This is a genomic window from Pseudomonas sp. KSR10 (genome assembly GCF_022355455.1).
Taxonomy (GTDB): domain Bacteria; phylum Pseudomonadota; class Gammaproteobacteria; order Pseudomonadales; family Pseudomonadaceae; genus Stutzerimonas; species Stutzerimonas stutzeri_E.
Genome location: NZ_JAKOEN010000023.1, coordinates 9,423 through 28,020 on the forward strand (window position 1 = coordinate 9,423; position 18,598 = coordinate 28,020).

Annotated in this window: 22 protein-coding genes, 2 tRNA genes and 1 pseudogene; 11 read left to right on the forward strand and 14 right to left on the reverse strand. The window is 60.4% G+C overall.

Annotated elements, in window-relative coordinates; all coding sequences use genetic code 11:
- Positions 1 to 48 precede the first annotated feature (48 nt).
- The 3 genes from MCB86_RS19625 to MCB86_RS19635 all read left to right on the forward strand — a co-directional run bounded on the left by MCB86_RS19625 (position 49) and on the right by MCB86_RS19635 (position 923).
- Positions 49 to 124, forward strand: a tRNA-Ala gene (locus tag MCB86_RS19625).
- 47 nt (positions 125 to 171) lie between these two features.
- Positions 172 to 247, forward strand: a tRNA-Glu gene (locus MCB86_RS19630).
- Between the two features lie 226 nt (positions 248 to 473).
- The gene (locus MCB86_RS19635) at positions 474 to 923 is read left to right on the forward strand and encodes a thioesterase family protein (RefSeq protein ID WP_045161113.1); all 450 of its coding nucleotides are present in this window, start codon (positions 474 to 476) and stop codon (positions 921 to 923) included.
- 11 nt (positions 924 to 934) lie between these two features.
- Here MCB86_RS19635 and MCB86_RS19640 read toward each other — a convergent pair whose 3' ends face one another.
- Positions 935 to 1,213 (reverse strand): hypothetical protein, encoded by a 279-nt coding sequence (locus tag MCB86_RS19640; RefSeq protein WP_239611938.1) that lies wholly within the window; start codon positions 1,211 to 1,213, stop codon positions 935 to 937.
- 109 nt (positions 1,214 to 1,322) lie between these two features.
- Complete coding sequence (locus tag MCB86_RS19645) at positions 1,323 to 1,526, reverse strand: hypothetical protein (RefSeq protein WP_045161115.1); 204 nt, start codon at positions 1,524 to 1,526, stop codon at positions 1,323 to 1,325.
- Positions 1,527 to 1,811: 285 nt separating this feature from the next.
- Here MCB86_RS19645 and dinB point away from each other — a divergent pair, with 285 nt between their 5' ends.
- Positions 1,812 to 2,894, forward strand: coding sequence for a DNA polymerase IV (dinB, locus tag MCB86_RS19650; protein ID WP_045161116.1), 1,083 nt, complete (start codon positions 1,812 to 1,814; stop codon positions 2,892 to 2,894).
- A 451-nt stretch (positions 2,895 to 3,345) separates the two neighbouring features.
- Here dinB and MCB86_RS19655 read toward each other — a convergent pair whose 3' ends face one another.
- The 8 genes from MCB86_RS19655 to napE form a co-directional block, all read right to left on the reverse strand.
- Entirely contained in the window at positions 3,346 to 3,747 is a 402-nt protein-coding gene (locus MCB86_RS19655) for an META domain-containing protein (protein ID WP_239611939.1), read from the reverse strand.
- Positions 3,744 to 4,181, reverse strand: coding sequence for a hypothetical protein (locus MCB86_RS19660; protein WP_045161119.1), 438 nt, complete (start codon positions 4,179 to 4,181; stop codon positions 3,744 to 3,746). Before MCB86_RS19660 ends, MCB86_RS19655 begins: the two co-directional genes overlap by 4 nt.
- Positions 4,182 to 4,399: 218 nt before the next feature.
- Complete coding sequence (locus tag MCB86_RS19665) at positions 4,400 to 5,194, reverse strand: dienelactone hydrolase family protein (RefSeq protein WP_239611940.1); 795 nt, start codon at positions 5,192 to 5,194, stop codon at positions 4,400 to 4,402.
- 155 nt (positions 5,195 to 5,349) lie between these two features.
- Entirely contained in the window at positions 5,350 to 5,946 is a 597-nt protein-coding gene (locus MCB86_RS19670; RefSeq protein ID WP_045161121.1) for a cytochrome c3 family protein, read from the reverse strand.
- Between the two features lie 10 nt (positions 5,947 to 5,956).
- Entirely contained in the window at positions 5,957 to 6,439 is a 483-nt protein-coding gene (locus tag MCB86_RS19675; protein ID WP_045161122.1) for a nitrate reductase cytochrome c-type subunit, read from the reverse strand.
- A gap of 11 nt (positions 6,440 to 6,450) precedes the next feature.
- A complete protein-coding gene (gene napA / locus MCB86_RS19680; RefSeq protein WP_239611941.1) occupies positions 6,451 to 8,955 on the reverse strand; it encodes a nitrate reductase catalytic subunit NapA in 2,505 nt (834 codons plus the stop codon).
- On the reverse strand, positions 8,952 to 9,221 hold the full coding sequence (locus MCB86_RS19685; protein WP_045161124.1) for a chaperone NapD: 270 nt from the start codon (positions 9,219 to 9,221) through the stop codon (positions 8,952 to 8,954). The genes napA and MCB86_RS19685 overlap by 4 nt, the downstream gene beginning before the upstream one ends.
- 76 nt (positions 9,222 to 9,297) lie before the next feature.
- Positions 9,298 to 9,468, reverse strand: coding sequence for a periplasmic nitrate reductase, NapE protein (gene napE, locus MCB86_RS19690; RefSeq protein WP_230623574.1), 171 nt, complete (start codon positions 9,466 to 9,468; stop codon positions 9,298 to 9,300).
- Positions 9,469 to 9,762: 294 nt separating this feature from the next.
- Between napE and MCB86_RS19695 the strand changes: the two genes are divergently transcribed.
- Positions 9,763 to 10,950: an MFS transporter gene (locus tag MCB86_RS19695; RefSeq protein WP_239611942.1), complete on the forward strand. Its 1,188-nt coding sequence runs from the start codon at positions 9,763 to 9,765 to the stop codon at positions 10,948 to 10,950.
- 14 nt (positions 10,951 to 10,964) lie between these two features.
- On the opposite strand, the gene MCB86_RS19700 is transcribed toward MCB86_RS19695, so the two are convergent.
- From MCB86_RS19700 to MCB86_RS19715, 4 genes are all read right to left on the reverse strand, one after another.
- Positions 10,965 to 11,459 carry a SprT family zinc-dependent metalloprotease gene (locus MCB86_RS19700; RefSeq protein WP_045161129.1) on the reverse strand — a complete coding sequence of 165 codons (495 nt, stop codon included), beginning with the start codon at positions 11,457 to 11,459 and terminating at the stop codon, positions 10,965 to 10,967.
- Between the two features lie 55 nt (positions 11,460 to 11,514).
- Positions 11,515 to 12,180 carry a Yip1 family protein gene (locus MCB86_RS19705; protein WP_045161130.1) on the reverse strand — a complete coding sequence of 222 codons (666 nt, stop codon included), beginning with the start codon at positions 12,178 to 12,180 and terminating at the stop codon, positions 11,515 to 11,517.
- 173 nt (positions 12,181 to 12,353) lie between these two features.
- Positions 12,354 to 12,953 (reverse strand): Yip1 family protein, encoded by a 600-nt coding sequence (locus MCB86_RS19710; protein WP_045161131.1) that lies wholly within the window; start codon positions 12,951 to 12,953, stop codon positions 12,354 to 12,356.
- Between the two features lie 137 nt (positions 12,954 to 13,090).
- Positions 13,091 to 13,720, reverse strand: coding sequence for a DNA-J related domain-containing protein (locus tag MCB86_RS19715; protein ID WP_239611943.1), 630 nt, complete (start codon positions 13,718 to 13,720; stop codon positions 13,091 to 13,093).
- A gap of 109 nt (positions 13,721 to 13,829) precedes the next feature.
- Between MCB86_RS19715 and ttcA the strand changes: the two are divergent.
- The 6 genes and pseudogenes from ttcA to MCB86_RS19740 form a co-directional block, all read left to right on the forward strand.
- Positions 13,830 to 14,657, forward strand: a pseudogene (gene ttcA / locus MCB86_RS19720) (tRNA 2-thiocytidine(32) synthetase TtcA); the annotation flags it as partial.
- Positions 14,658 to 14,732: 75 nt separating this feature from the next.
- Positions 14,733 to 14,864 carry a hypothetical protein gene (locus tag MCB86_RS23005; protein ID WP_268988804.1) on the forward strand — a complete coding sequence of 44 codons (132 nt, stop codon included), beginning with the start codon at positions 14,733 to 14,735 and terminating at the stop codon, positions 14,862 to 14,864.
- Between the two features lie 271 nt (positions 14,865 to 15,135).
- Entirely contained in the window at positions 15,136 to 16,206 is a 1,071-nt protein-coding gene (locus MCB86_RS19725) for a 3-deoxy-7-phosphoheptulonate synthase (protein WP_239611945.1), read from the forward strand.
- Positions 16,207 to 16,300: 94 nt separating this feature from the next.
- Positions 16,301 to 16,972 (forward strand): DNA-3-methyladenine glycosylase I, encoded by a 672-nt coding sequence (locus MCB86_RS19730; protein WP_045161135.1) that lies wholly within the window; start codon positions 16,301 to 16,303, stop codon positions 16,970 to 16,972.
- A gap of 81 nt (positions 16,973 to 17,053) precedes the next feature.
- On the forward strand, positions 17,054 to 17,821 hold the full coding sequence (locus tag MCB86_RS19735; RefSeq protein WP_239611946.1) for an NAD-dependent deacylase: 768 nt from the start codon (positions 17,054 to 17,056) through the stop codon (positions 17,819 to 17,821).
- A gap of 63 nt (positions 17,822 to 17,884) precedes the next feature.
- The gene (locus MCB86_RS19740) at positions 17,885 to 18,529 is read left to right on the forward strand and encodes a C40 family peptidase (RefSeq protein WP_239611947.1); all 645 of its coding nucleotides are present in this window, start codon (positions 17,885 to 17,887) and stop codon (positions 18,527 to 18,529) included.
- Positions 18,530 to 18,598: the final 69 nt, after the last annotated feature.

Genomic DNA, 18,598 nt, shown 5'->3' on the forward strand with positions numbered 1-18,598 from the left:
ATTCAGATCGCATTGCGCAAGCGATGCGAGTCGGGAGACGTTAAATCCGGGGCTATAGCTCAGCTGGGAGAGCGCTTGCATGGCATGCAAGAGGTCGACGGTTCGATCCCGTCTAGCTCCACCAATCCACGACAGGTCGTAGCGGTTTGCGATCTGTTCATCGAAGGTTTCGTCCCCTTCGTCTAGTGGCCTAGGACACCGCCCTTTCACGGCGGTAACAGGGGTTCGAGTCCCCTAGGGGACGCCATTTTTTTTGCCCGTTTTGGGCATCAAAGGGTCATTTCTTACGAAATGGCCCTTTTTGTTTTGGGCGCTCTTTCATCTGTGGTCAGGCTCTGTTCATCAGATTGAAACGATGCTGAATGCTGAATGGTTCGTCATAGATGATCGCCGCGTACGTGACATCCACTGGCGTCTGGCTTCCAATAGAGCATGACCGCAATCTGACGGCGCACTGCACAGCGAGGATAGGCATGATCTGGGACCAGACCGACGCGTTCATCATCGATTTCATTGTCGAGGCCGAGCATATCGACGAGCTGGGCCACGCCAACAATGCGGTATACGTATCCTGGTTGGAGCGGTGTGCCTGGCAACACTCACAGAGCCTGGGGCTGGGGTTGGAAGACTATCGCCGACTGGACCGCGCCATGGCGGTGCTCAGGCATGAAATCGATTACCTGGCGGCAGCCTATCAGGGCGATCGATTACGGCTGGCGACCTGGATCGTCGATTCCGATCAGCGATTGAAGATGAAGCGTAATTTCCAGTTGGTCAGGCCTGCCGATGGCTGTACCCTGCTACGTGCGCAGACCACCTTCGTTTGCATCCAGCTGTCGAGTGGTAAGCCCAAGCGGATGCCGGCGGAATTCGTGGAGGGGTACGGCAAGGCGCTGATTGAGCCTTACCCCCTCGAACTCTAACGCACCTCAGGTCAGCGCTGTTCCGGCTTGCTGACGTCGGCGTCGCGGCGCTCTTCGGCGTCCTCGCGCCAGTCGTCCTGGACGTCGTTCTTCATTTTCTGGTCAATGGTTTTGCCGTCTTTCCCGACGTTGGCGGTATTGGCACGCTGATGGGTCTCGCTCATGGCGCTGCCTTGGGTGTCGCCGGCAGCGCCATGCGTGCCGTCATGCATATCGTCCTGATTGGCTATGGCGCTGGTTGCAAGAATGCTGGCAAAGACTGCAACGGTCAGGGATATACAGGTATTCATAGGCAATCCTCGGCTGGTGGAATTGTTCAGATCTCTCTGAATCCGACTGGGCATTCGCAGGATTTGTTCGCCTTGAACCGATTTTGACGTGCGCAGGCGGTCGACGGGATTATCGGCGACCGAAAGAGCGCTCGAATGCATCGGGCAGCGCGTGGAAGCTAACCACCATTCCATGCTTCACACGTAAGATTCGGCCACCCAGGGACAGGGTCAGCGGGCTACGTTCCGTAATTACCGCTCCGGAGTCCAGCAGCTCTTCGATGTGCTTGCGTAGCGCATGGTATTGCCGCTTTTCGTCTTGATGTTCCGGCATGATGCGTCCTCATCCATGAAAGGCGACGGAATTCTAGCAATCTGTGACTGATTTTACATATCAAAATGACATCATTCGTTACTGCAGAGCTATGCAAGTGCTTCGGTGGCGGTGGCGCCTCTCCAGCGGTCGCTGAATTGATTGTTTCGCCACGCCTTGGGTTCGCGCTGGCCAGGTCTCGACAAATGGCTGCGTTGCGATCCGCAGATGGACGATAATCACTCTCGCACCGTGGTTAGCGTCCAAAGATTTGCAGTACAGAGCGGTGCCAATGAGCCGTAGTCGGTGCAGAGCCAAGGAAATTCACTCGTTAACACTTCGCGCAAAATCATCCATGTTGATTGTGACTGCTTCTACGCAGCCATCGAAATGCGTGACGATCCGAGTCTCGCGAATCGGCCCATCGCGGTGGGCGGGCTCGCCGACCGTCGCGGCGTCATAGCCACTTGTAATTACGAGGCGCGCGCTTACGGGGTGCGTTCGGCAATGGCGTCGGGGCATGCGTTGAAGCTTTGCCCGGATCTGCTGATCCTGCGGCCTCGTATGGACGCCTACAAGGAAGCCTCGCGCGAAATCCACGGCATCTTTCGTACCTATACCGATTTGATCGAGCCGTTATCGCTCGACGAGGCTTATCTCGACGTGAGTGCCTGCGAGCATTTCGCTGGCAGCGCCACGCGCATTGCCCAGGATATCCGCCGGCGGGTCTGGCAACAGCTGCGCATCACGGTGTCGGCGGGTGTCGCGCCGAACAAGTTTCTCGCCAAGATAGCCAGTGATTGGAACAAACCGGATGGGCTGTTCGTGATCACTCCAGACCAGATCGATGACTTCGTATTGGCGCTGCCGGTCACCAAGTTGCATGGGGTCGGTCGAGTCACCGCCGACAAGCTGAAACGGCTGGGTATTCATACCTGTGCTGATCTGCGCAGCTGGAAACGCCTGGATCTGGTTCGGGACTTCGGTTCGTTCGGCGAAAGGCTGTGGGGGTTGGCGCATGGAGTCGACGAGCGTCTGGTTCAGGTCGAGAGTCGGCGTCAATCGGTCAGCGTCGAGAACACTTACGATCGCGACTTGCCAGATCTTGCGGCCTGTCTCGAGCGGCTGCCCGAATTGCTTGAACAACTCAATGGCAGGATGGCGCGGCTCGATAGCGGCTACCGTCCGGGCAAACCTTTCGTCAAACTCAAATTCCATGACTTCACCCAGACGACCCTCGAGCAGGCGGGTTCCGGCCTCGAACTGGAGGATTACGCCGACCTTCTTGCTGGTGCCTTTGCGCGCGGCAAGCGTCCGGTGAGGCTGATTGGCGTCGGGGTTCGCTTGATCGACCTGCGCAGTGGTTTCGAGCAACTTCGCCTGTTCTAAGGCCGCCCGCCGCGCGGACCCACCTCTGGTTCAGGCATTCAAGAAGGCTGGTTAATGACCAGGCTTCCACGACGAAACCTACCGCCAGAAATAAGCAGGGCCGCTCACTGAGCGGCCCTTTGCCTGGGGTGTAAAAGAGGGGATCCCTGGCCTGCCTGTACCAGGGCCCCCGAAACGGTTATCTGGATATTTGCATGGGGCGTGCCAGTTTTCAGCGAGCGGTTTGCCGCATAGTGTTTGCCCGATCCGTCGAATGCCGTCAGGCGACTTCCGAGCAGCCGCACAGCCTGAAGCCGCGCGGCATGCGGCGATGAGAGGGTCGGCGGGGAAATGTCAGAGACAGCGCTTTCGCGCTTCGAGCGGAGCGGGCGTGCGGGACGCTCGGTTTTCTGCACTGTTTCAGTCTGTTTGAGTTGCTTTCGTTGGGTGCAATGCCCAGCTTTGGCGCAGCTTAGTTCTGTTCCGGCCAGACGCGTAGCGGGGCGCCCTCGGTGGGCCAGAAGCGCAGCTGATCGATCTTGGAAACATCCCAGCGCTCGACCCGTGACAGCAACTCCAGAAACCGCTGCTCCTGCTTCATGATGTGCTCGGCGCACATCTTGCGCGTGCTTCCGATCTCGCTGAAGCGAAGCTTCTGGTGCTCGATCTGATAGCTGGCGAACCAATGATTACAGCCAGCGTTGCCGTAGGCGCGGTCTTCGCTGAACGTCAGCGAGACCGGATTGCGTCCAACCACGGGTTCGTCGCCGATCCACTCAGCGATATAAGTGACGTCGTTCTGTAGCGTCAGTGGCTCGACCGAGCAACCTGCAACGGACACCACGGCCAAGCCGGCCATGATCAACGTTCTCATGGCTGTGCCCTCTGGCAGGTCGGGCACAGATGCTGGCCGGCGTTGTTCTTCCAGCCCAGCTCCGCGATCCGCGCTTCGGCCGCCGGGGCACGTGCGGTATCGCCTTTGGCGGCATCCACGGCGAACTCGAAATCGAGTTGTTTTCCGCAGCCGTCGCAGTCGACCTGCCAATTGAGAATCGCCAGCTCACGGAAGACCGGTCCGTTCGCCACAGCCATCCATTGACCCGGCGGATTGATCAAGTGGCGAACCTTGTCGACCGTCAGGCGCTGAAAGAGGTCACGACTGCCTTTGAGCGTGACGATCAGAATATCGCCTGAACGCACATTGCCGCCGTTACCGGTGACTTGATAGCGGCCCGGTGCCAGGGCTCGGCATTCGGTCAGTGTGTGTCCGGGATTGAGCAGGTTGTAGCGAAAATCGTGTTCGGCCATGACTCGCGATCGATAGGGATGAGGGGAAGGTTGCGCAGGGGGCAATGCTAGCACGGCGGGGTGTTGGGCGTACCCGACGTGGAACGGGAGGTAATCGTTGCGGTCGGTCGGTATCTATCGTGTTCGCTTGTGTTGGAAATATCGGTACTTGCCGGGTCCACCGGCAAGCGGGTTCCGAAAGGATGTGATCGCGATTGAATGCGACGCGATGCCTGCCGCTATGGCTGAGTACTGGTGAATGTTTCGTCAAGGAAGCGCTGCATGTCGTTCCAGGAACGCTCGTCGGCGGCTTTGTTGTAGGCCACGTCGACACCTTTTTCCTGGAATTTATCTGCATCGGGGTTGCTGAAGCCATGCTTGGCGCCAGGCAGGCTGACGAGCTGATAGTCGGCACCGGCCGCGACCATTTCCAAGCTCAGTGCCGCCACGTCTTCGGCGCTGACCATGCTATCTGCGCTGCCGTGTTCGACCAGTACACGGGCCTTGATGCTGCCGGGAACGGCGCGGGTTTGCGTCGCCAGTGCGCCGTGGAAGCTGACCACGCCCTCGAGCGGTACGCCCTGACGCGCCATGTCCAGCACCACCTTGCCGCCGAAGCAGTAGCCGATCGCGGCAAGCTTGGCGGCGTCCGTCTGCTGTTGCTGCTTAAGCAGATCAAGACCGGCGTTGAAGCGCTCCTTGGCAGCGTCGGAGTTGGCCAGGGCGGCTTGCATGAAACTCATGGCGTCCTTGGGATGCTCGGTGTTCTTGCCCTCGCCATACATGTCGATCGCCAGTGCGCTGTAGCCCAGCGCGGCCAGGTCACGGGCGCGGCTTTTGGCATAGTCGTTGAGGCCCCACCACTCATGAACCACCACGATACCGGGGCGCTTGCCTTCGATGGCGTCGTCGTAGGCGTAGTACCCGATCATCTCGGTTCCGTCGGCGGCGGTATAGGGCATCTCTTGAGTCTGGACCTCGGCTTGGGCGAGGGTGCTGGCGGCCATCAGCGCGCCGAGCAGACAGTAGCGCATGGTAGAGCTCCTTGTTTGGGTACCGTTGATTGATAGCCGTTGTTCGACTCGCACGCAACTGCGTCGTTCATGGCCGGTGTACGGGCATGCAACGAAGAGTGTGGGAGGTGCAGTTCAAAAGCCGGCGCGGCTTGTAAGGCCGCGCCAGTTTGGGGTTACCAGCCCGGCACGCCGTGCATGTCCGGCAACCGATGAGCGATGCCCTTGTGGCAATCGATACAGGTGGCTTCGCCGTTGGCCAGAGCGGTGGAATGGAACTGTGAAGCGCGCTTGCTCTGGCGAGTGAAATCCATGAACTCGAAGTTGTGGCAATTACGGCATTCCAGCGAGTCGTTAGCCTTCAAGCGCCGCCACTCATGCTCGGCCAATTCCCGGCGCATGCCGAGGAATTTCTCGCGCGTGTTGATGGTGCCGAAGATCTTGCCCCAGACCTCCTTGGACGCCTGCATCTTGCGCGCGATCTTGTCCGTCCATTCATGCGGGACATGGCAGTCCGGGCAGGTAGCGCGCACACCCGAGCGGTTGGTGTAGTGGATGGTGTCCTTGATCTCCATGTACACGTTGTCTTCCATCTCGTGACAGGAGATGCAGAAGGCTTCGGTGTTGGTCGCTTCGAGCGCGGTGTTGAACCCGCCCCAAAAGATGATCCCCGCGAGGAATCCGCCAAGGGTTAGCACGCCCAGGCTGTAGTGCACGCTCGGGCGGCGCAGGACCGTCCAGTATCGCTTGAGAAACGACAGTATCGACTTCATCCCGGCGCCCTCATTCTTCGTTCTGCTTGTTTTCGTGATACAGCAGCTTGTCTATGTTCTTGAAGTCGTTCTCCACCAGCGGCTTCACATCGTGTTGCACCACATGGCACTGGGTGCAGAAATATCGACGAGGGGCCACCGCACCCAACGTCTGGCCGTCCCGATCGGTGAAGTGCGTGATGCTGATCATCGGCGCCTGGGTGCGGGCACTGTTGGCTCGGCTATGGCATGCCAGGCACTTGTTGCCGTTCTTGTCCATCTGATAACCGCGAATGGTGTGTGGGATGGTCGGCGGTTGCTCGGGGTAGTTGCGCTCGCGCTTGAGATCCTTGTTTTCCTCATCTTTGAGAGGTGGCGGCGTGAACTCCTGGGTAATGGTGCCGCCCGGCCGGCGTCCGTCCGGAGCAGGGGCATCCAAGGGATAGTCCGGCCCGGCGGCAATCGCCAGGCCAAACACCGCGAGGAGCGTCAAAGGCAGTAGACGAAATTTCATGGCGACTCTCCTCAGGCGATGCTGACCACTTCGATCTTCACGGCGCATTTCTTGTAGTCGGTTTGCTTGGAGATCGGGTCGGTCGCGTCGAGGGTGACCTTGTTGATCAGTTTGTTGGCATCGAAGAAGGGCACGAAGATCAAGCCTTTCGGCGGCTTGTTGCGCCCTCGGGTTTCGACACGGGCCTGCATTTCCCCGCGACGGCTGATCACCTTGACCACGCTGCCACGGCGCGCCTTGAGGTCGCGGGCATCGTCGGGGTGCATATACACCAGCGCATCAGGAACTGCCTGGTGCAGCTCATCGACACGCTGAGTCATGCTGCCGGTGTGCCAGTGTTCGAGAACACGGCCGGTGCTCAGCCAGAACGGATAATCCTGGTCCGGTACTTCGGCCGGAACCTCGTAGGGCAGGGCGAAGATGATCGCCTTTTTGTCCGGGTAGCCGTAGAACTGCACGCCCGTGCCTTTCTCGACGTACGGGTCATATCCCTCGCGGTAGCGCCATAGCGTTTCCTTGCCGTCCACGACCGGCCAGCGCAAGCCGCGTTCCTGGTGATAGCGGTCGAAGTCGGCTAGGTCGTGACCATGGCCGCGACCGAACTGGGCGTATTCCTCGAATAGGCCTTTCTGCACGTAGAAGCCGTAGGCCTCCGATTCCTGGTTGCGGTAGCCCTCGGCAATGTCGCTGGTGGGGAAGCGGTCCACCTGGCCGTTCTTGAATAGCACCTCGAACAAGGTCTTGCCTTTCAGCTCCGGCGCCTTGGCCAGCAGCTCGGCTGGCCAGACCTCGTCCGTGGTGAAGCGCTTGGAGAATTCCATCAGCTGCCAGAGATCCGAGCGTGCCTCGCCGGGCGCACTGACCAACTGGTGCCATACATGCGTGCGGCGCTCGGCGTTGCCGTAGGCGCCTTCCTTTTCCACCCACATGGCGGCAGGAAGAATCAGGTCGGCGGCCTGGGCGGACACCGTGGGGTAGACGTCGGAAACGATGACGAAGGTTTCCGGGTTGCGCCAGCCGGGCAGCACCTCCTGCATGATGTTCGGGCCGGCCTGCATGTTATTGGTGGCCTGGGTCCAGTAGACCTTGAGGTTGCCGTCCTTCAGCTCGCGGCTCTGCTGGACGGCATGGAAACCGGGCTTTTCCTGGATGGTGCCTTCGGGCAGCTTCCAGATCTTCTCGGTTACGGCGCGGTGCTTGGGGTTGGTGACGACCATGTCCGCAGGCAGGCGATGGGAGAAGGTGCCGACTTCGCGTGCGGTGCCGCATGCCGATGGCTGGCCGGTGAGCGAGAAGGGGCTGTTGCCGGGCTCGCTGATCTTCCCGGTGAGCAGGTGGATGTTGTAGATCATGTTGTTCGCCCAGACACCGCGGGTGTGCTGGTTGAAGCCCATGGTCCAGAACGACATCACCTTGGTCTTTGGATCGGCATACAGCTCGGCCAGTGCTTTCAGGCGCTCGGCGGGTACGCCCGACTCGTGCGCGGCGTGCTCCAAGGTGTAGGGCTTGAGGAACTCGGCGTAGTCCTCGAAGCTGATGTCGGTCCAACTGCCGGCGACGGCGGCGTTTTCCGCCTTCAGTTCACGCGGATCGGTCGGACGCAGGCCGTAACCGATATTGGTCGCGCCCTTGGCAAACTTGGTGTGGTTCTTGACGAAGTCCTGATTGACCGCTCCGCTTTGGATGATGTGATTGGCGATGTAGTTGAGGATCACCAGATCGGTCTGCGGATTGAAGACCATCGGGATATCGGCCAGGTCGAAGCTGCGGTGCTCGAAGGTCGACATGACCGCGACCTTGACGTGCGGCGCGCTCAGGCGGCGATCGGTCACTCGGGTCCAGAGCACGGGGTGCATCTCGGCCATGTTCGACCCCCAGAGCACGAAGGCGTCTGCGGCTTCGATATCGTCGTAGCAGCCCATCGGCTCGTCCATGCCGAAGGTGCGCATGAAGCCAACGGCCGCAGATGCCATGCAATGGCGAGCATTGGGGTCGAGATTGTTGGAACGGAAGCCGGCCTTCATCAGCTTGTTGGCCGCATAGCCTTCCCACACGGTCCACTGGCCGGAACCGAACATGCCGACCGAGCTCGGGCCGCTCTCCCTGAGCGCGGCCTTGTATTTCTCCTCCATGATGTCGAGGGCCTGTTCCCAGCTGACCGGCTGGAACTCGCCCTGCTTGTCGTACTGGCCGTTCTTCATGCGCAGCAACGGTTGCGTCAGGCGGTCGGTGCCGTACATGATCTTCGACAGGAAGTAGCCCTTGACGCAGTTGATGCCGCGATTCACCTCGGCCTTGACGTCGCCGTGAGTAGCCACGACTCGATCGCCGGCGGTGGCGACCATCACGCCACATCCGGTGCCACAGAAACGGCAGGGCGCTTTGTGCCACTTGAGCGCCGTCGCCTCCGGGTCGGTAATCAAATTGCTGGCGCTGGTGGCGATCGGGATCCCCGCCACGCTGGCTGCGATAGCCGCGGCATTGGCCTTGGCAAATTGACGTCGTGTGAGGCTCATTCAGGCTCTCCTTCTGGTGAGAGGAGTTCGTGGTAAATCAGGGCAGCGTTGAGAACGCCGGGTATTTGTTGGATATGGTTGATCGTGTCGAGAATGCGGCTTTCGTGCTCGGCCTCCAGAACAACCACCAATTTCCCGGCAGCACTCTCTTGGTGCAGCTCGATTCCTGGCAGTAGGACAAGGTTTCGTTTAGTGGCTTCGAGCAACTCGGGGCGGCAATGCACGAGCAGGCTGGCGATATGCAGAGCATCGTTTCTTTCGTTCATTTTCTAGGTAAGGCTCCGCCTGCTTGATGCAAGGCAACTAAGGGGGACTCTCTGCAATAACGACTGGGCGGGGCGATCAGCTCGGCGGCCCGGGGGGGCCAAAGACCATCTGGCTGATCCAGACGATGAAGCCATAGCCGGCGACGGTCACGACACTCAAAAGTGGGAACAGGAATACCAGCAGAAAAACGAAGAGTCTGGTTTCCTCCGGTTTGCCGACGGGGGCGGGATCGGTGTGATGCGGCACTGCGGTCACCTTATATCTCCGGCTGTTGTGCTGAAGTCTAGGAAGCGTAGGCGGCTTAATCAAAGCCATCCGTCTACAACCGCAGGTTATAAGGCGCTAGTTGCACTTCAATTGATCTAGCTCAACTTATGCGGCCTGTGGGCAGCACACCGCCGGGCAGTTGGTCGACGCCGATGAGAATCCTGACGCACGTATATGACGGTTTTCAGCTGTCCTTTTACCGAGTCATTGGCCTACTGCGGCTGTGCTAGCCTGCGCCGCTTTTTTCAAGCCAACGTGCGTAGGGGACACCGCATGCCTTCTGATTCGCTCGCTTCCCACCACCTCAAACGCGGCACGCCTGCTTATCGCCGCGCCACCCTGGCGCTGTTCTGTGCCGGTTTCGCCACCTTCGCCATGCTGTACTGCGTGCAGCCCTTGCTGCCGCTGCTGGCGTCGCACTTCGCCGTCTCGGCGGCCAGCAGCAGCCTGGCATTGTCATTGACCACCTTGTCGCTGGCGCTCTGCCTGCTGGTGTCCGGTGGCCTCGCGGAAAGCTGGGGGCGCAAGCCGGTCATGGCGCTGGCTCTGGCGCTGGCGTGCCTGCTTGGTCTTGCGTGCGTAACGGTAGAGTCGTGGTCGCTGTTGCTGGTGCTGCGCGCCTTGCTGGGGCTTGCGCTCAGCGGGTTGCCGGCATTGGCAATGGCGTACGTCGGCGAGGAGTTCGATCCTGAATCGTTGCCAGCGGCGATGGGCTTGTACATCGGCGGCACCGCCCTCGGTGGGTTGTTGGGCAGGTTGCTGTCGGGCCTGTTGAGCGATATTGGCGGCTGGCAACTGGCGCTGGGCGGAATCGCCGGGTTGGCGATGGTGTCGCTGGGATTGTTCGTTTGGCTACTACCGGCGTCGCGTCATTTCACGGCCCAGCCTCTATCGCTGCACGGGCTGCTGGTCAACTTCGCTCAACATCTGGGCAACCCGATCCTGCGCAATCTATTTCTGCAGGGATTCCTGTTGATGGGTGGCTTCGTCGCGCTGTTCAACTACATCGGGTTCCGACTGGCCGGAGCACCGTTCGGCTTGTCTTCGACTGCCATTGGTCTGCTGTTCGTGGTGTATCTGGCAGGCATTCTAAGTGCTGGCTGGGCGGGACGGTTGGTTCCGCGCCTGGGTGCCAGAGCCGTACTCCAAGGCGGCGTCGGGCTGATGCTGCTGGGTGTGGGCTTGTGCGCGACGCCCTGGTTGATCGCGATCGTCATCGGGCTGGGGCTGTTCACGCTGGGCTTTTTCGCTGCGCACGCCGTGGCCAGCGGTCAGGTTGGCGTACATGCGAAGGGTGCCAAAGCACAGGCCTCTGCACTGTACTTATGCGCCTATTATCTGGGATCGAGTGTGGTGGGCTATGCCGCCGGCTACGTCTGGGACCATGCGGGGTGGCTGCCGCTAATGGTGGTGCTCGCGGCGCTGTTCGTGCTCGCCGCCTGGCGGGCGAGGCGCCTTTAGATCGAGACGTAAGGTCACTCGACCCGCTGCTCGCCGCTGAATACCAGCGTGGCGCGACAGCTGCGGCAGAAGTACCGGCGACCTTTGCGCACCAGCGCATGGCGTTGCGAAGTGAAGGGGAAATCCTGACCGGCACAGGCGCAGCGATAGATGTAGCGGTTGACCTGCCGACGGCTGATCTCATAGGTATGGCAGCGGTCAGGTGTCAGTTCGTAAACACCCCGCATGATCAATTGCCACTCTTCGCCATGGGGGCGAATCCGGCCGCCGAACATCTGGTGTGCGATCAGGTGTGCAACCTCATGAGCCACGGTCTGCTTGAGGAAGTGTTCGCGGTTCTCGCGGTACAACTGTGGGTTGAAGCGCAGCAGATTGGTGTTCAGATGGGCAACGCCGGCTTTCTGCCCGCGTAATTTGAAGCTGACCTGTGGGCGCTCGAATCGCTGGTTGAAGAAGGCTTCGGCCAACTGATAGCAGGCTTCGACACGGGCATGTAGCTGTTCGGGCATAGGGGCCTCCGAAGAAGCCCGGAATTATGCCGCACTGTGCCAGTCTGGCAACCGTTCAGAGACCGCCGGGCTCTTCCTGGGGGCGTTCGTCCTGGGTCCCGTAGCTCTGGTTTTCATCCACGGTGCGGTCATAGTTCGGCTCGAGCGAGAGCGTCCAGAACAGAATCATGCTGACCAGTACCGTGACCAGCACGAGCAACGCGACACCCCAGATCGAACTGGCATAGAGAAAGCTCTGCGAGTTGCGCTGGCGCATGAAAGCGGGCAGGCCGGTGAACAGAAGATAGGTGGAGTAGATGCCCGCTATCAGCAGGACGATGGCCGCGAACCAGCGGTTCGGATACAGCCCGGTAATGCCTGCGAGGAGGAAGGGGGTGATGACGTATGCGATGAAGCCGATGCACTGGTTCAGGTTCGGTCGCACGTCGAATGCGCGAGCCATCCAGCGGACGAAGAAGCCCATGATCACTGTGCCGATGATGATGGTGACGTACAGCAGCAGGCACAGCTGCAAGGCGCTGCCGAAGTCGAGCCTCACGCGTTCTTCATCCACCAGGCTCCAACCCACGGCAGTAACCCCGATGAACAGACAGACGCTGGGGATTAGTGCCAGCAAAAGCAAGTGCATCAGGTAGTGCAGGCTATGAGCATCTTCCTTTTGACGGATGGTTTCCCAGGCACGGTCAGGCCGGGTAAACAAGCTGATGAATTCTGGGGTCATGGTGCCTCCTGATGCCGGTGCTTGAGCGCTGCTGTTGCTGATATAGACGCTCAAGCGCGGCAGGGATTCAAAACCATGGCCGCTGACGAAGCAGGAAAGGCAAGGAGCTGCAGGAATGACGCGAAGGGCTAGCCGGCGAGAAACGAGTCGCGCCGGCTGAGTTGACGAGCAGATCAGCGTACGTAGATCGGGCCGACGCCCATGCCCCACATGATCACCGACAGCGCGATGATCGCCACCAGAACGACCAGGCCGACGGCGAGTATGGAGCTTGAGAACAGGAAACCTTCGTCGGAAGGGATATTCATGAACGTCGGCAGGCCGACATAGAGCAAGTAGGTCGTGTAGCAGATGGCTGCCGTACCGACGATCATTCCCAGCCAGATGTGCGGATAGAGCGCGGCCAGGCCACCAACGAACAGCGGGGTGGCGGTGTATGCGGCGAATACGATGCATTGCACCAGCGTCGGATTGGCATCATAGGTGCGGGACATCCAGTGGATGAATCCGCCCATTACCGCGACGCCAGCCAGCATCGCCAGGTAGGACATCAGAGTAAGCTGCAAAGCGCTGCTTTCGGTGAGCTTAACGGCGTCTCCGCCGCCGATGCTCCAGCCGACCTGGGTGGTGCCGATGAATGCCGATATGGCAGGTATCGCCGCCAGAACCAGCACTTCCCCTAAATGCAGATGCCCGACGTTGCGTTCTTCCCCAGTGATTTCCTGCCATTCCTGGCCAGGGTGAGCAAACAGTCCCCAAACGTGATTGATCATGCCAGCGTCTCCTCGGTTTTGGAGGTCGCTTCGCCTGGCGTGCCGTCAGTTGGACGGGCGTGCGACCTTAAGTCGCAGTATAGGAAGTTGACGGTACGGCGCACCGGGCGCGGTTAGAGCGTTTGGGAGCTATGCAATCAACGGTAATAGCGTTGCAGTATTTCCATCGCCAGGTTGATTGACTGTATTCGAGCGGTGCTTCCGCCTCGATCAGGGTGATGGATGCTGACGAGTTGGCGGTAGCGGCGTTTGATGGTGTGCATAGTCAGCGAAGCGGATTCCTGGTCCAACTCGAACAACTCGAGGGCCGCGCGCTTTTGCTCCGGGTTCCAGGTATCGCCGAGTTCGCCGAGATGATCACCGCGCATCCGCGACCAGAAGCTGGCCAGCAGACGCTCGACCTCGCCTTCATCCGTGTCGCGCAGGTTGGTCAGGTCCAGGTAGTACTCGCGCAACGGGTCGTTCTCGACGACTTCGCTGGCCCCGGGCCCATAGGGTTGAAGCTGGAGGCACAGCGGAGAGATTTGAAGGTTGTGGCGGCGTTCGCCCCATAGCCGATCCCGCAATCGGTACAGCGCGTTGAGCACGAGGAAATGGGTGCGAAACAGCACCAGCTTGTCCAGTAGCGGCAGGTTGGGGATGTGGGTGCTGTGACGGGCCTTGAGTTGCTGGATCAGCTGATATTCGCTGCAGCCCTCCGGCTGTTCGCGCAGCAATATAAACACCTGCTCGGCCAGGTCCATCTCGGGTTCGAGGTCATCGTTCATGCCGGCAAGCCTAGCATAGCGCCAGTAGTTAAATCGCTGGACGGATGGGGTAGGGCGCGGCGTGCTTTGCGCGTAAAATGCGCGCCTTTCGCATTCTCACCGGACTTCTGAAATGGGCAACCTCTCGGTCAATCAGAACAAACTGCAGAAACGCCTGCGCCGCCTCGCCGGCGAGGCCGTTACCGATTTCAACATGATCGAGGACGGTGACAAGGTCATGGTCTGCCTGTCTGGCGGCAAGGACAGCTACACCATGCTCGACGTGCTGCTGTATCTGCAGAAGGTCGCGCCCATCAAGTTCGAAATCGTCGCGGTGAACATGGATCAGAAGCAGCCGGGCTTCCCCGAGCACGTCCTGCCCGAATACCTAAAATCCATCGGCGTGGAGTACCACATCGTCGAGAAGGACACCTACTCGGTGGTCAAGGAAAAGATTCCGGAAGGCAAGACCACCTGCTCGCTGTGCTCGCGCCTGCGTCGTGGAACCCTCTATACCTTCGCCGACGAGATTGGCGCAACGAAAATGGCATTGGGTCATCATCGCGACGACATCCTTGAAACCTTCTTTCTCAATATGTTCTACGGCGGCACGCTGAAAGCCATGCCGCCCAAGCTACTCTCCGATGACGGCCGCAACGTGGTGATTCGCCCACTGGCCTATTGCAGCGAGGCGGATATCGAAGCCTATTCTCACATGAAGGAATTTCCGATCATCCCGTGCAATCTCTGCGGCTCGCAGGAGAACCTACAGCGCCAGGTGGTAAAGGAAATGCTGCAGGAATGGGAGCGAAAATCGCCGGGCCGCGTCGAAATCATGTTCCGCGCCTTGCAGAATGTGGTGCCATCACAGCTAGCCGATCGCAACCTGTTCGACTTTACCAGCCTACGCATCGACAACGAGGCCACGCCACGTTTTGTCGATGTGATGAGCCTGTAAGAGTCGGCGCGGTAATTCCTGGTTGAAGATCGCCGGTGCGCTGGGGTAAGGTTCGGCCATCTTACGGAGTCAATCATGTCGTCCAGTCGTAATCATCTGTCCCTCGCTCAAGCCGGTGCCCTGCGCGCCGCGCGTATGCGTGGGCTGTTGATCGCCGCTGCCGGCTATTACTTTTTTGGGTATTGGTTTAGCCACAGGCGCGCCTGATACCCCACAGGCGCCCTAGCAAGCAGGGTCGCCACCAACAGTTTTCGAACCCCCGGTCGGCCACCCGACCGGGGGTTTTGTTTTTTCCGGCCTGCCAAGGCCATACGTACCGAGGAACGCACCATGTACAGCTACCGCAACGATTACCGCACCTACCGCTATGACTGGCGATTTAGCCGCTTCAACGCCGCTGTTCCGACACCCATAGACCGAACACTTCGCTAGCGCCGACGCGGCAGAGATGCCGCGCCGGCCAAAGGACCGCCAGATCATGAACGCACCGACTTCCGCTCAGCTCGTCAATTGCAATCCCGTCGCTACCCCGTCCAGACGCAGCGCTCATCCGCTGCCCAGCCCCGCCGTATTGCGTCAGCGTGTGCCGCTCAGCGACGCGCTCGCCACACGCGTCCATGCCGACCGCAACGCTATCCGCGCCGTGCTCGATGGCAGTGACCCGCGACTGCTCGTCGTGGTCGGTCCGTGCTCGCTGCACGACCCCGAATCCGCCGTTGAATACGCTGACCGCCTCGCCGAGCTGGCGCCTCAGGTCGATGATCGGTTGCTGCTGGTGATGCGGGCTTACGTGGAAAAGCCACGAACCACGGTCGGTTGGAAAGGGCTGGTCTACGATCCCCGTCTGGACGGTAGCGGCGACATGGCTGAAGGCCTGAGTCTGTCGCGTCGGCTGATGCTGGACATTCTCGAACGCGGTCTGCCGATTGCGACCGAACTGCTGCAGCCCCTGGCGGCCGGCTACTTCGATGACCTGCTGGGATGGGCGGCGATCGGCGCGCGTACCTGCGAATCGCAGATTCATCGCGAACTGGTCAGTGGCCTGGATTTGCCGGTGGGCTTCAAGAACGGCACCGACGGCAGCCTGGGTATCGCCTGTGATGCAATGCGCTCGGCCGAGCACGCGCACCAGCATTTCGGCATCGATGACCTCGGGCATCCGGCGCTGCTGCAAACCCGCGGCAACCCGGATACCCACCTGGTGTTGCGTGGCGGGCACGTGGGCCCCAACTATGACGAAAAGAGCATCGCCAAGGCGCGCGAAACGTTGCTGCGCCAGGGCATTACGCCGCGGATCATGGTCGACTGCAGCCATGCCAACAGTGGCAAAGACCCGCTGCGCCAGCCAGCGGTGCTCGAATCGGTGCTCGATCAGCGCCTGGCTGGGGATTCGAGCCTGCGCGGGGTGATGCTCGAAAGTCACCTGTTCGATGGCTGTCAGCCGCTGGCCGGAAACCTGCGTTATGGCGTCTCCATCACCGATGGCTGCCTGGGCTGGGCGGCAACCGAGCGGATGCTGCGACACGCCGCGATGCGCCTACGAGGATAAGCCGGCAAGCCCGACCGCGACGGTCGGGCTTGCGGGGCCGGATTGCCAAGGGCACCCTGTACGGCTCGTTTCGATTCCACGTTTCAGGTCCCGCATGCACGATTACAAATGGCTGCACGAATACTGTCTCAATCGTTTCGGTTCGGCCGCGGCTCTGGAAAATCGGCTGCCGCAACCGAGCAGCCCCGATGAGTTGCGGGCGGTTCCCGATGACCGTTATCTGTCGCTGATCAGCCTGCGAATCTTTCGTGCCGGGCTCAAACACAGTCTGGTGGACGCGAAGTGGCCGGCTTTCGAGGAGGTGTTCTTCCGCTTCGATCCGGAAAAGCTCGTACTCATGGGCGGCGAGCACATCGAGCGTCTGATGCAGGATGCGCGAATCATTCGCCATCTGGGCAAGCTCAAGAGCGTGCCGCGTAACGCGCAGTTCGTGCTCGACGTGGCCAAGGAGCGCGGTAGCTTCGGCAACCTGATCGCTGAGTGGCCGATAACCGACATCGTCGGGCTGTGGCGCTACCTGGCCAAACACGGCAGCCAGCTCGGCGGCCTGTCGGCGCCGCGGCTGCTGCGCATGGCGGGAAAGGACACCTTCATCCCCAGCAACGACGTCGTTGCGGCGCTAAAGGCGCAGAAGGTCGTCGACAAGGTACCCAGCAGCCAGCGCGACCTAGCGGCGGTGCAATCGGTATTCAACCGCTGGCACGACGAGAGCGGCCGACCGATGTGCCAGCTGTCAGCTATGCTGGCGTTTACCGTCAATCATTGAGAATGATGCGTTTCGAGCTGACGGGCATCCGCGACTTTTGAAAGACACGCTGGACGGGCGCGATGGTCGAGGAGGGCTAAGTTGGACGGGGCCATACAGCAAATTGCCGAGGCGTTGCGACAAGCGGAGCGCATCCTGATCGTCACCGGTGCCGGGCTTTCGGCCGACTCCGGATTGCCGACCTACCGCGGCGTGGGCGGACTCTATAACGGTCACACCGAAGATGGCCTGCCGATCGAAACGGCCTTGTCCGGACCGATGCTCGGGCTCGATCCGGCGCTGTGCTGGAAGTATCTGGCTGAAATCGGCCGCGCCTGCATCGCCGCCAAGCCCAACGCCGGTCACTTCGCCATCGCCGAGCTGCAGCAGCGCAAGCCGGGCTGCTGGGTACTGACCCAGAACGTCGACGGTTATCATCTGGCGGCGGGAAGCCCGCCACAACGACTTATCGAGATTCACGGTACGTTTGCACCGCTGTTCTGCATGGCGTGCGGTCAGGAAAGCGTCGACTTGGCCGATCATCTCACTCGCCCCCTACCACCACGCTGCGTAGATTGCGGCGGGGTGCTGCGGCCGCCAGTGGTGCTGTTCGAGGAAATGCTGCCAGACTCGGCGCTGGGGCGCTTGCATGATGAGCTGCACAAAGGTTTTGACGTTGTGGTGGCGGTAGGGACGTCGGCAAGTTTTGCCTATATTTTCGAGCCGTTCCTTCGCGTGCGAAACAGTGGCGGCTTTACGGCGCAAATCGATCCCTCTGCCAGTGAACTGTCGTTTCTGGTCGACGTGCACATCGCCGAGGGGGCGGCAGACGTTTTGTCGCGGCTGGTTCGTCACATTTTCGGCGATTGAATTTGCTCATCGAATCGTCAGCAGGCATAGTTCCGCCACTTCGACTTCCTGACGTCTTATGTCATGCGCCGACACCTCTTTCCATTGCTACCCGTTTCGCTGGTCCTGCTGTTGGCCGCCTGCGCCAGCCAGCCCGAGCGGGCCGAAACGTCGGTTCTCGCACCGGGCTTCGCGTTCAGCCTCCCCACCGACCTGCGCGAGGCGGAACAGGCTCAGACTGATACCGACGAACCCACCGAACAACAACTGCGTGAACTCGCCGACGAGCAGAGCTACCAGCTGCCCGACCTGGCCGAAAGCGTGCTTGAGCAGGGTTTCAAATTGGTAGGCACCCCTTATCGCTACGGCGGCAGCTCCACGAAGACAGGATTCGACTGCAGCGGCTTCGTAAGTTTCCTGTTCCGCAAGGAAGCCGGCATCGAGCTGCCCCGCTCGACTCGCGAGATGATCAACCTGGACGCACCGAAGGTCGCCCGCAGCGATCTCGAGCCAGGCGACGTGGTGTTCTTCAACAATCGCGGCCGCGGCCGGGTCAGCCACGCCGGCATCTACATCGGCAACGATCAATTCATCCACTCGGCCAGTCGCCGCAGCGGAGGCGTGCGTGTCGACAGCCTCGACGAGGCCTACTGGCGTTCCAGCTTCATGCAGGCCAAGCGTGTTCTGGCCTTGGTACATGATTCCAGCTCGGTTCCCACTCATCACTGATCGCTGAAACAGCGGCTTACCGGGCTTGCATCGGCGAACACATGCCGGCAGAGTGATGGCTCATTTGCC

Bases quoted from the DNA above. Each gene is read 5' to 3' on its own strand.
- MCB86_RS19635 (WP_045161113.1), top strand. From the start codon at position 474: ATGATCTGGGACCAGACCGACGCGTTCATCATCGATTTCATTGTCGAG.
- MCB86_RS19640 (WP_239611938.1), bottom strand. From the start codon at position 1,213: ATGAATACCTGTATATCCCTGACCGTTGCAGTCTTTGCCAGCATTCTT.
- MCB86_RS19645 (WP_045161115.1), bottom strand. From the start codon at position 1,526: ATGCCGGAACATCAAGACGAAAAGCGGCAATACCATGCGCTACGCAAG.
- MCB86_RS19655 (WP_239611939.1), bottom strand. From the start codon at position 3,747: ATGAGAACGTTGATCATGGCCGGCTTGGCCGTGGTGTCCGTTGCAGGT.
- MCB86_RS19660 (WP_045161119.1), bottom strand. From the start codon at position 4,181: ATGGCCGAACACGATTTTCGCTACAACCTGCTCAATCCCGGACACACA.
- MCB86_RS19665 (WP_239611940.1), bottom strand. From the start codon at position 5,194: ATGCGCTACTGTCTGCTCGGCGCGCTGATGGCCGCCAGCACCCTCGCC.
- MCB86_RS19670 (WP_045161121.1), bottom strand. From the start codon at position 5,946: ATGAAGTCGATACTGTCGTTTCTCAAGCGATACTGGACGGTCCTGCGC.
- MCB86_RS19675 (WP_045161122.1), bottom strand. From the start codon at position 6,439: ATGAAATTTCGTCTACTGCCTTTGACGCTCCTCGCGGTGTTTGGCCTG.
- napA (WP_239611941.1), bottom strand. From the start codon at position 8,955: ATGAGCCTCACACGACGTCAATTTGCCAAGGCCAATGCCGCGGCTATC.
- MCB86_RS19685 (WP_045161124.1), bottom strand. From the start codon at position 9,221: ATGAACGAAAGAAACGATGCTCTGCATATCGCCAGCCTGCTCGTGCAT.
- MCB86_RS19695 (WP_239611942.1), top strand. From the start codon at position 9,763: ATGCCTTCTGATTCGCTCGCTTCCCACCACCTCAAACGCGGCACGCCT.
- MCB86_RS19700 (WP_045161129.1), bottom strand. From the start codon at position 11,459: ATGCCCGAACAGCTACATGCCCGTGTCGAAGCCTGCTATCAGTTGGCC.
- MCB86_RS19705 (WP_045161130.1), bottom strand. From the start codon at position 12,180: ATGACCCCAGAATTCATCAGCTTGTTTACCCGGCCTGACCGTGCCTGG.
- MCB86_RS19710 (WP_045161131.1), bottom strand. From the start codon at position 12,953: ATGATCAATCACGTTTGGGGACTGTTTGCTCACCCTGGCCAGGAATGG.
- MCB86_RS19715 (WP_239611943.1), bottom strand. From the start codon at position 13,720: ATGAACGATGACCTCGAACCCGAGATGGACCTGGCCGAGCAGGTGTTT.
- MCB86_RS23005 (WP_268988804.1), top strand. From the start codon at position 14,733: ATGTCGTCCAGTCGTAATCATCTGTCCCTCGCTCAAGCCGGTGCCCTG.
- MCB86_RS19725 (WP_239611945.1), top strand. From the start codon at position 15,136: ATGAACGCACCGACTTCCGCTCAGCTCGTCAATTGCAATCCCGTCGCT.
- MCB86_RS19730 (WP_045161135.1), top strand. From the start codon at position 16,301: ATGCACGATTACAAATGGCTGCACGAATACTGTCTCAATCGTTTCGGT.
- MCB86_RS19740 (WP_239611947.1), top strand. From the start codon at position 17,885: ATGCGCCGACACCTCTTTCCATTGCTACCCGTTTCGCTGGTCCTGCTG.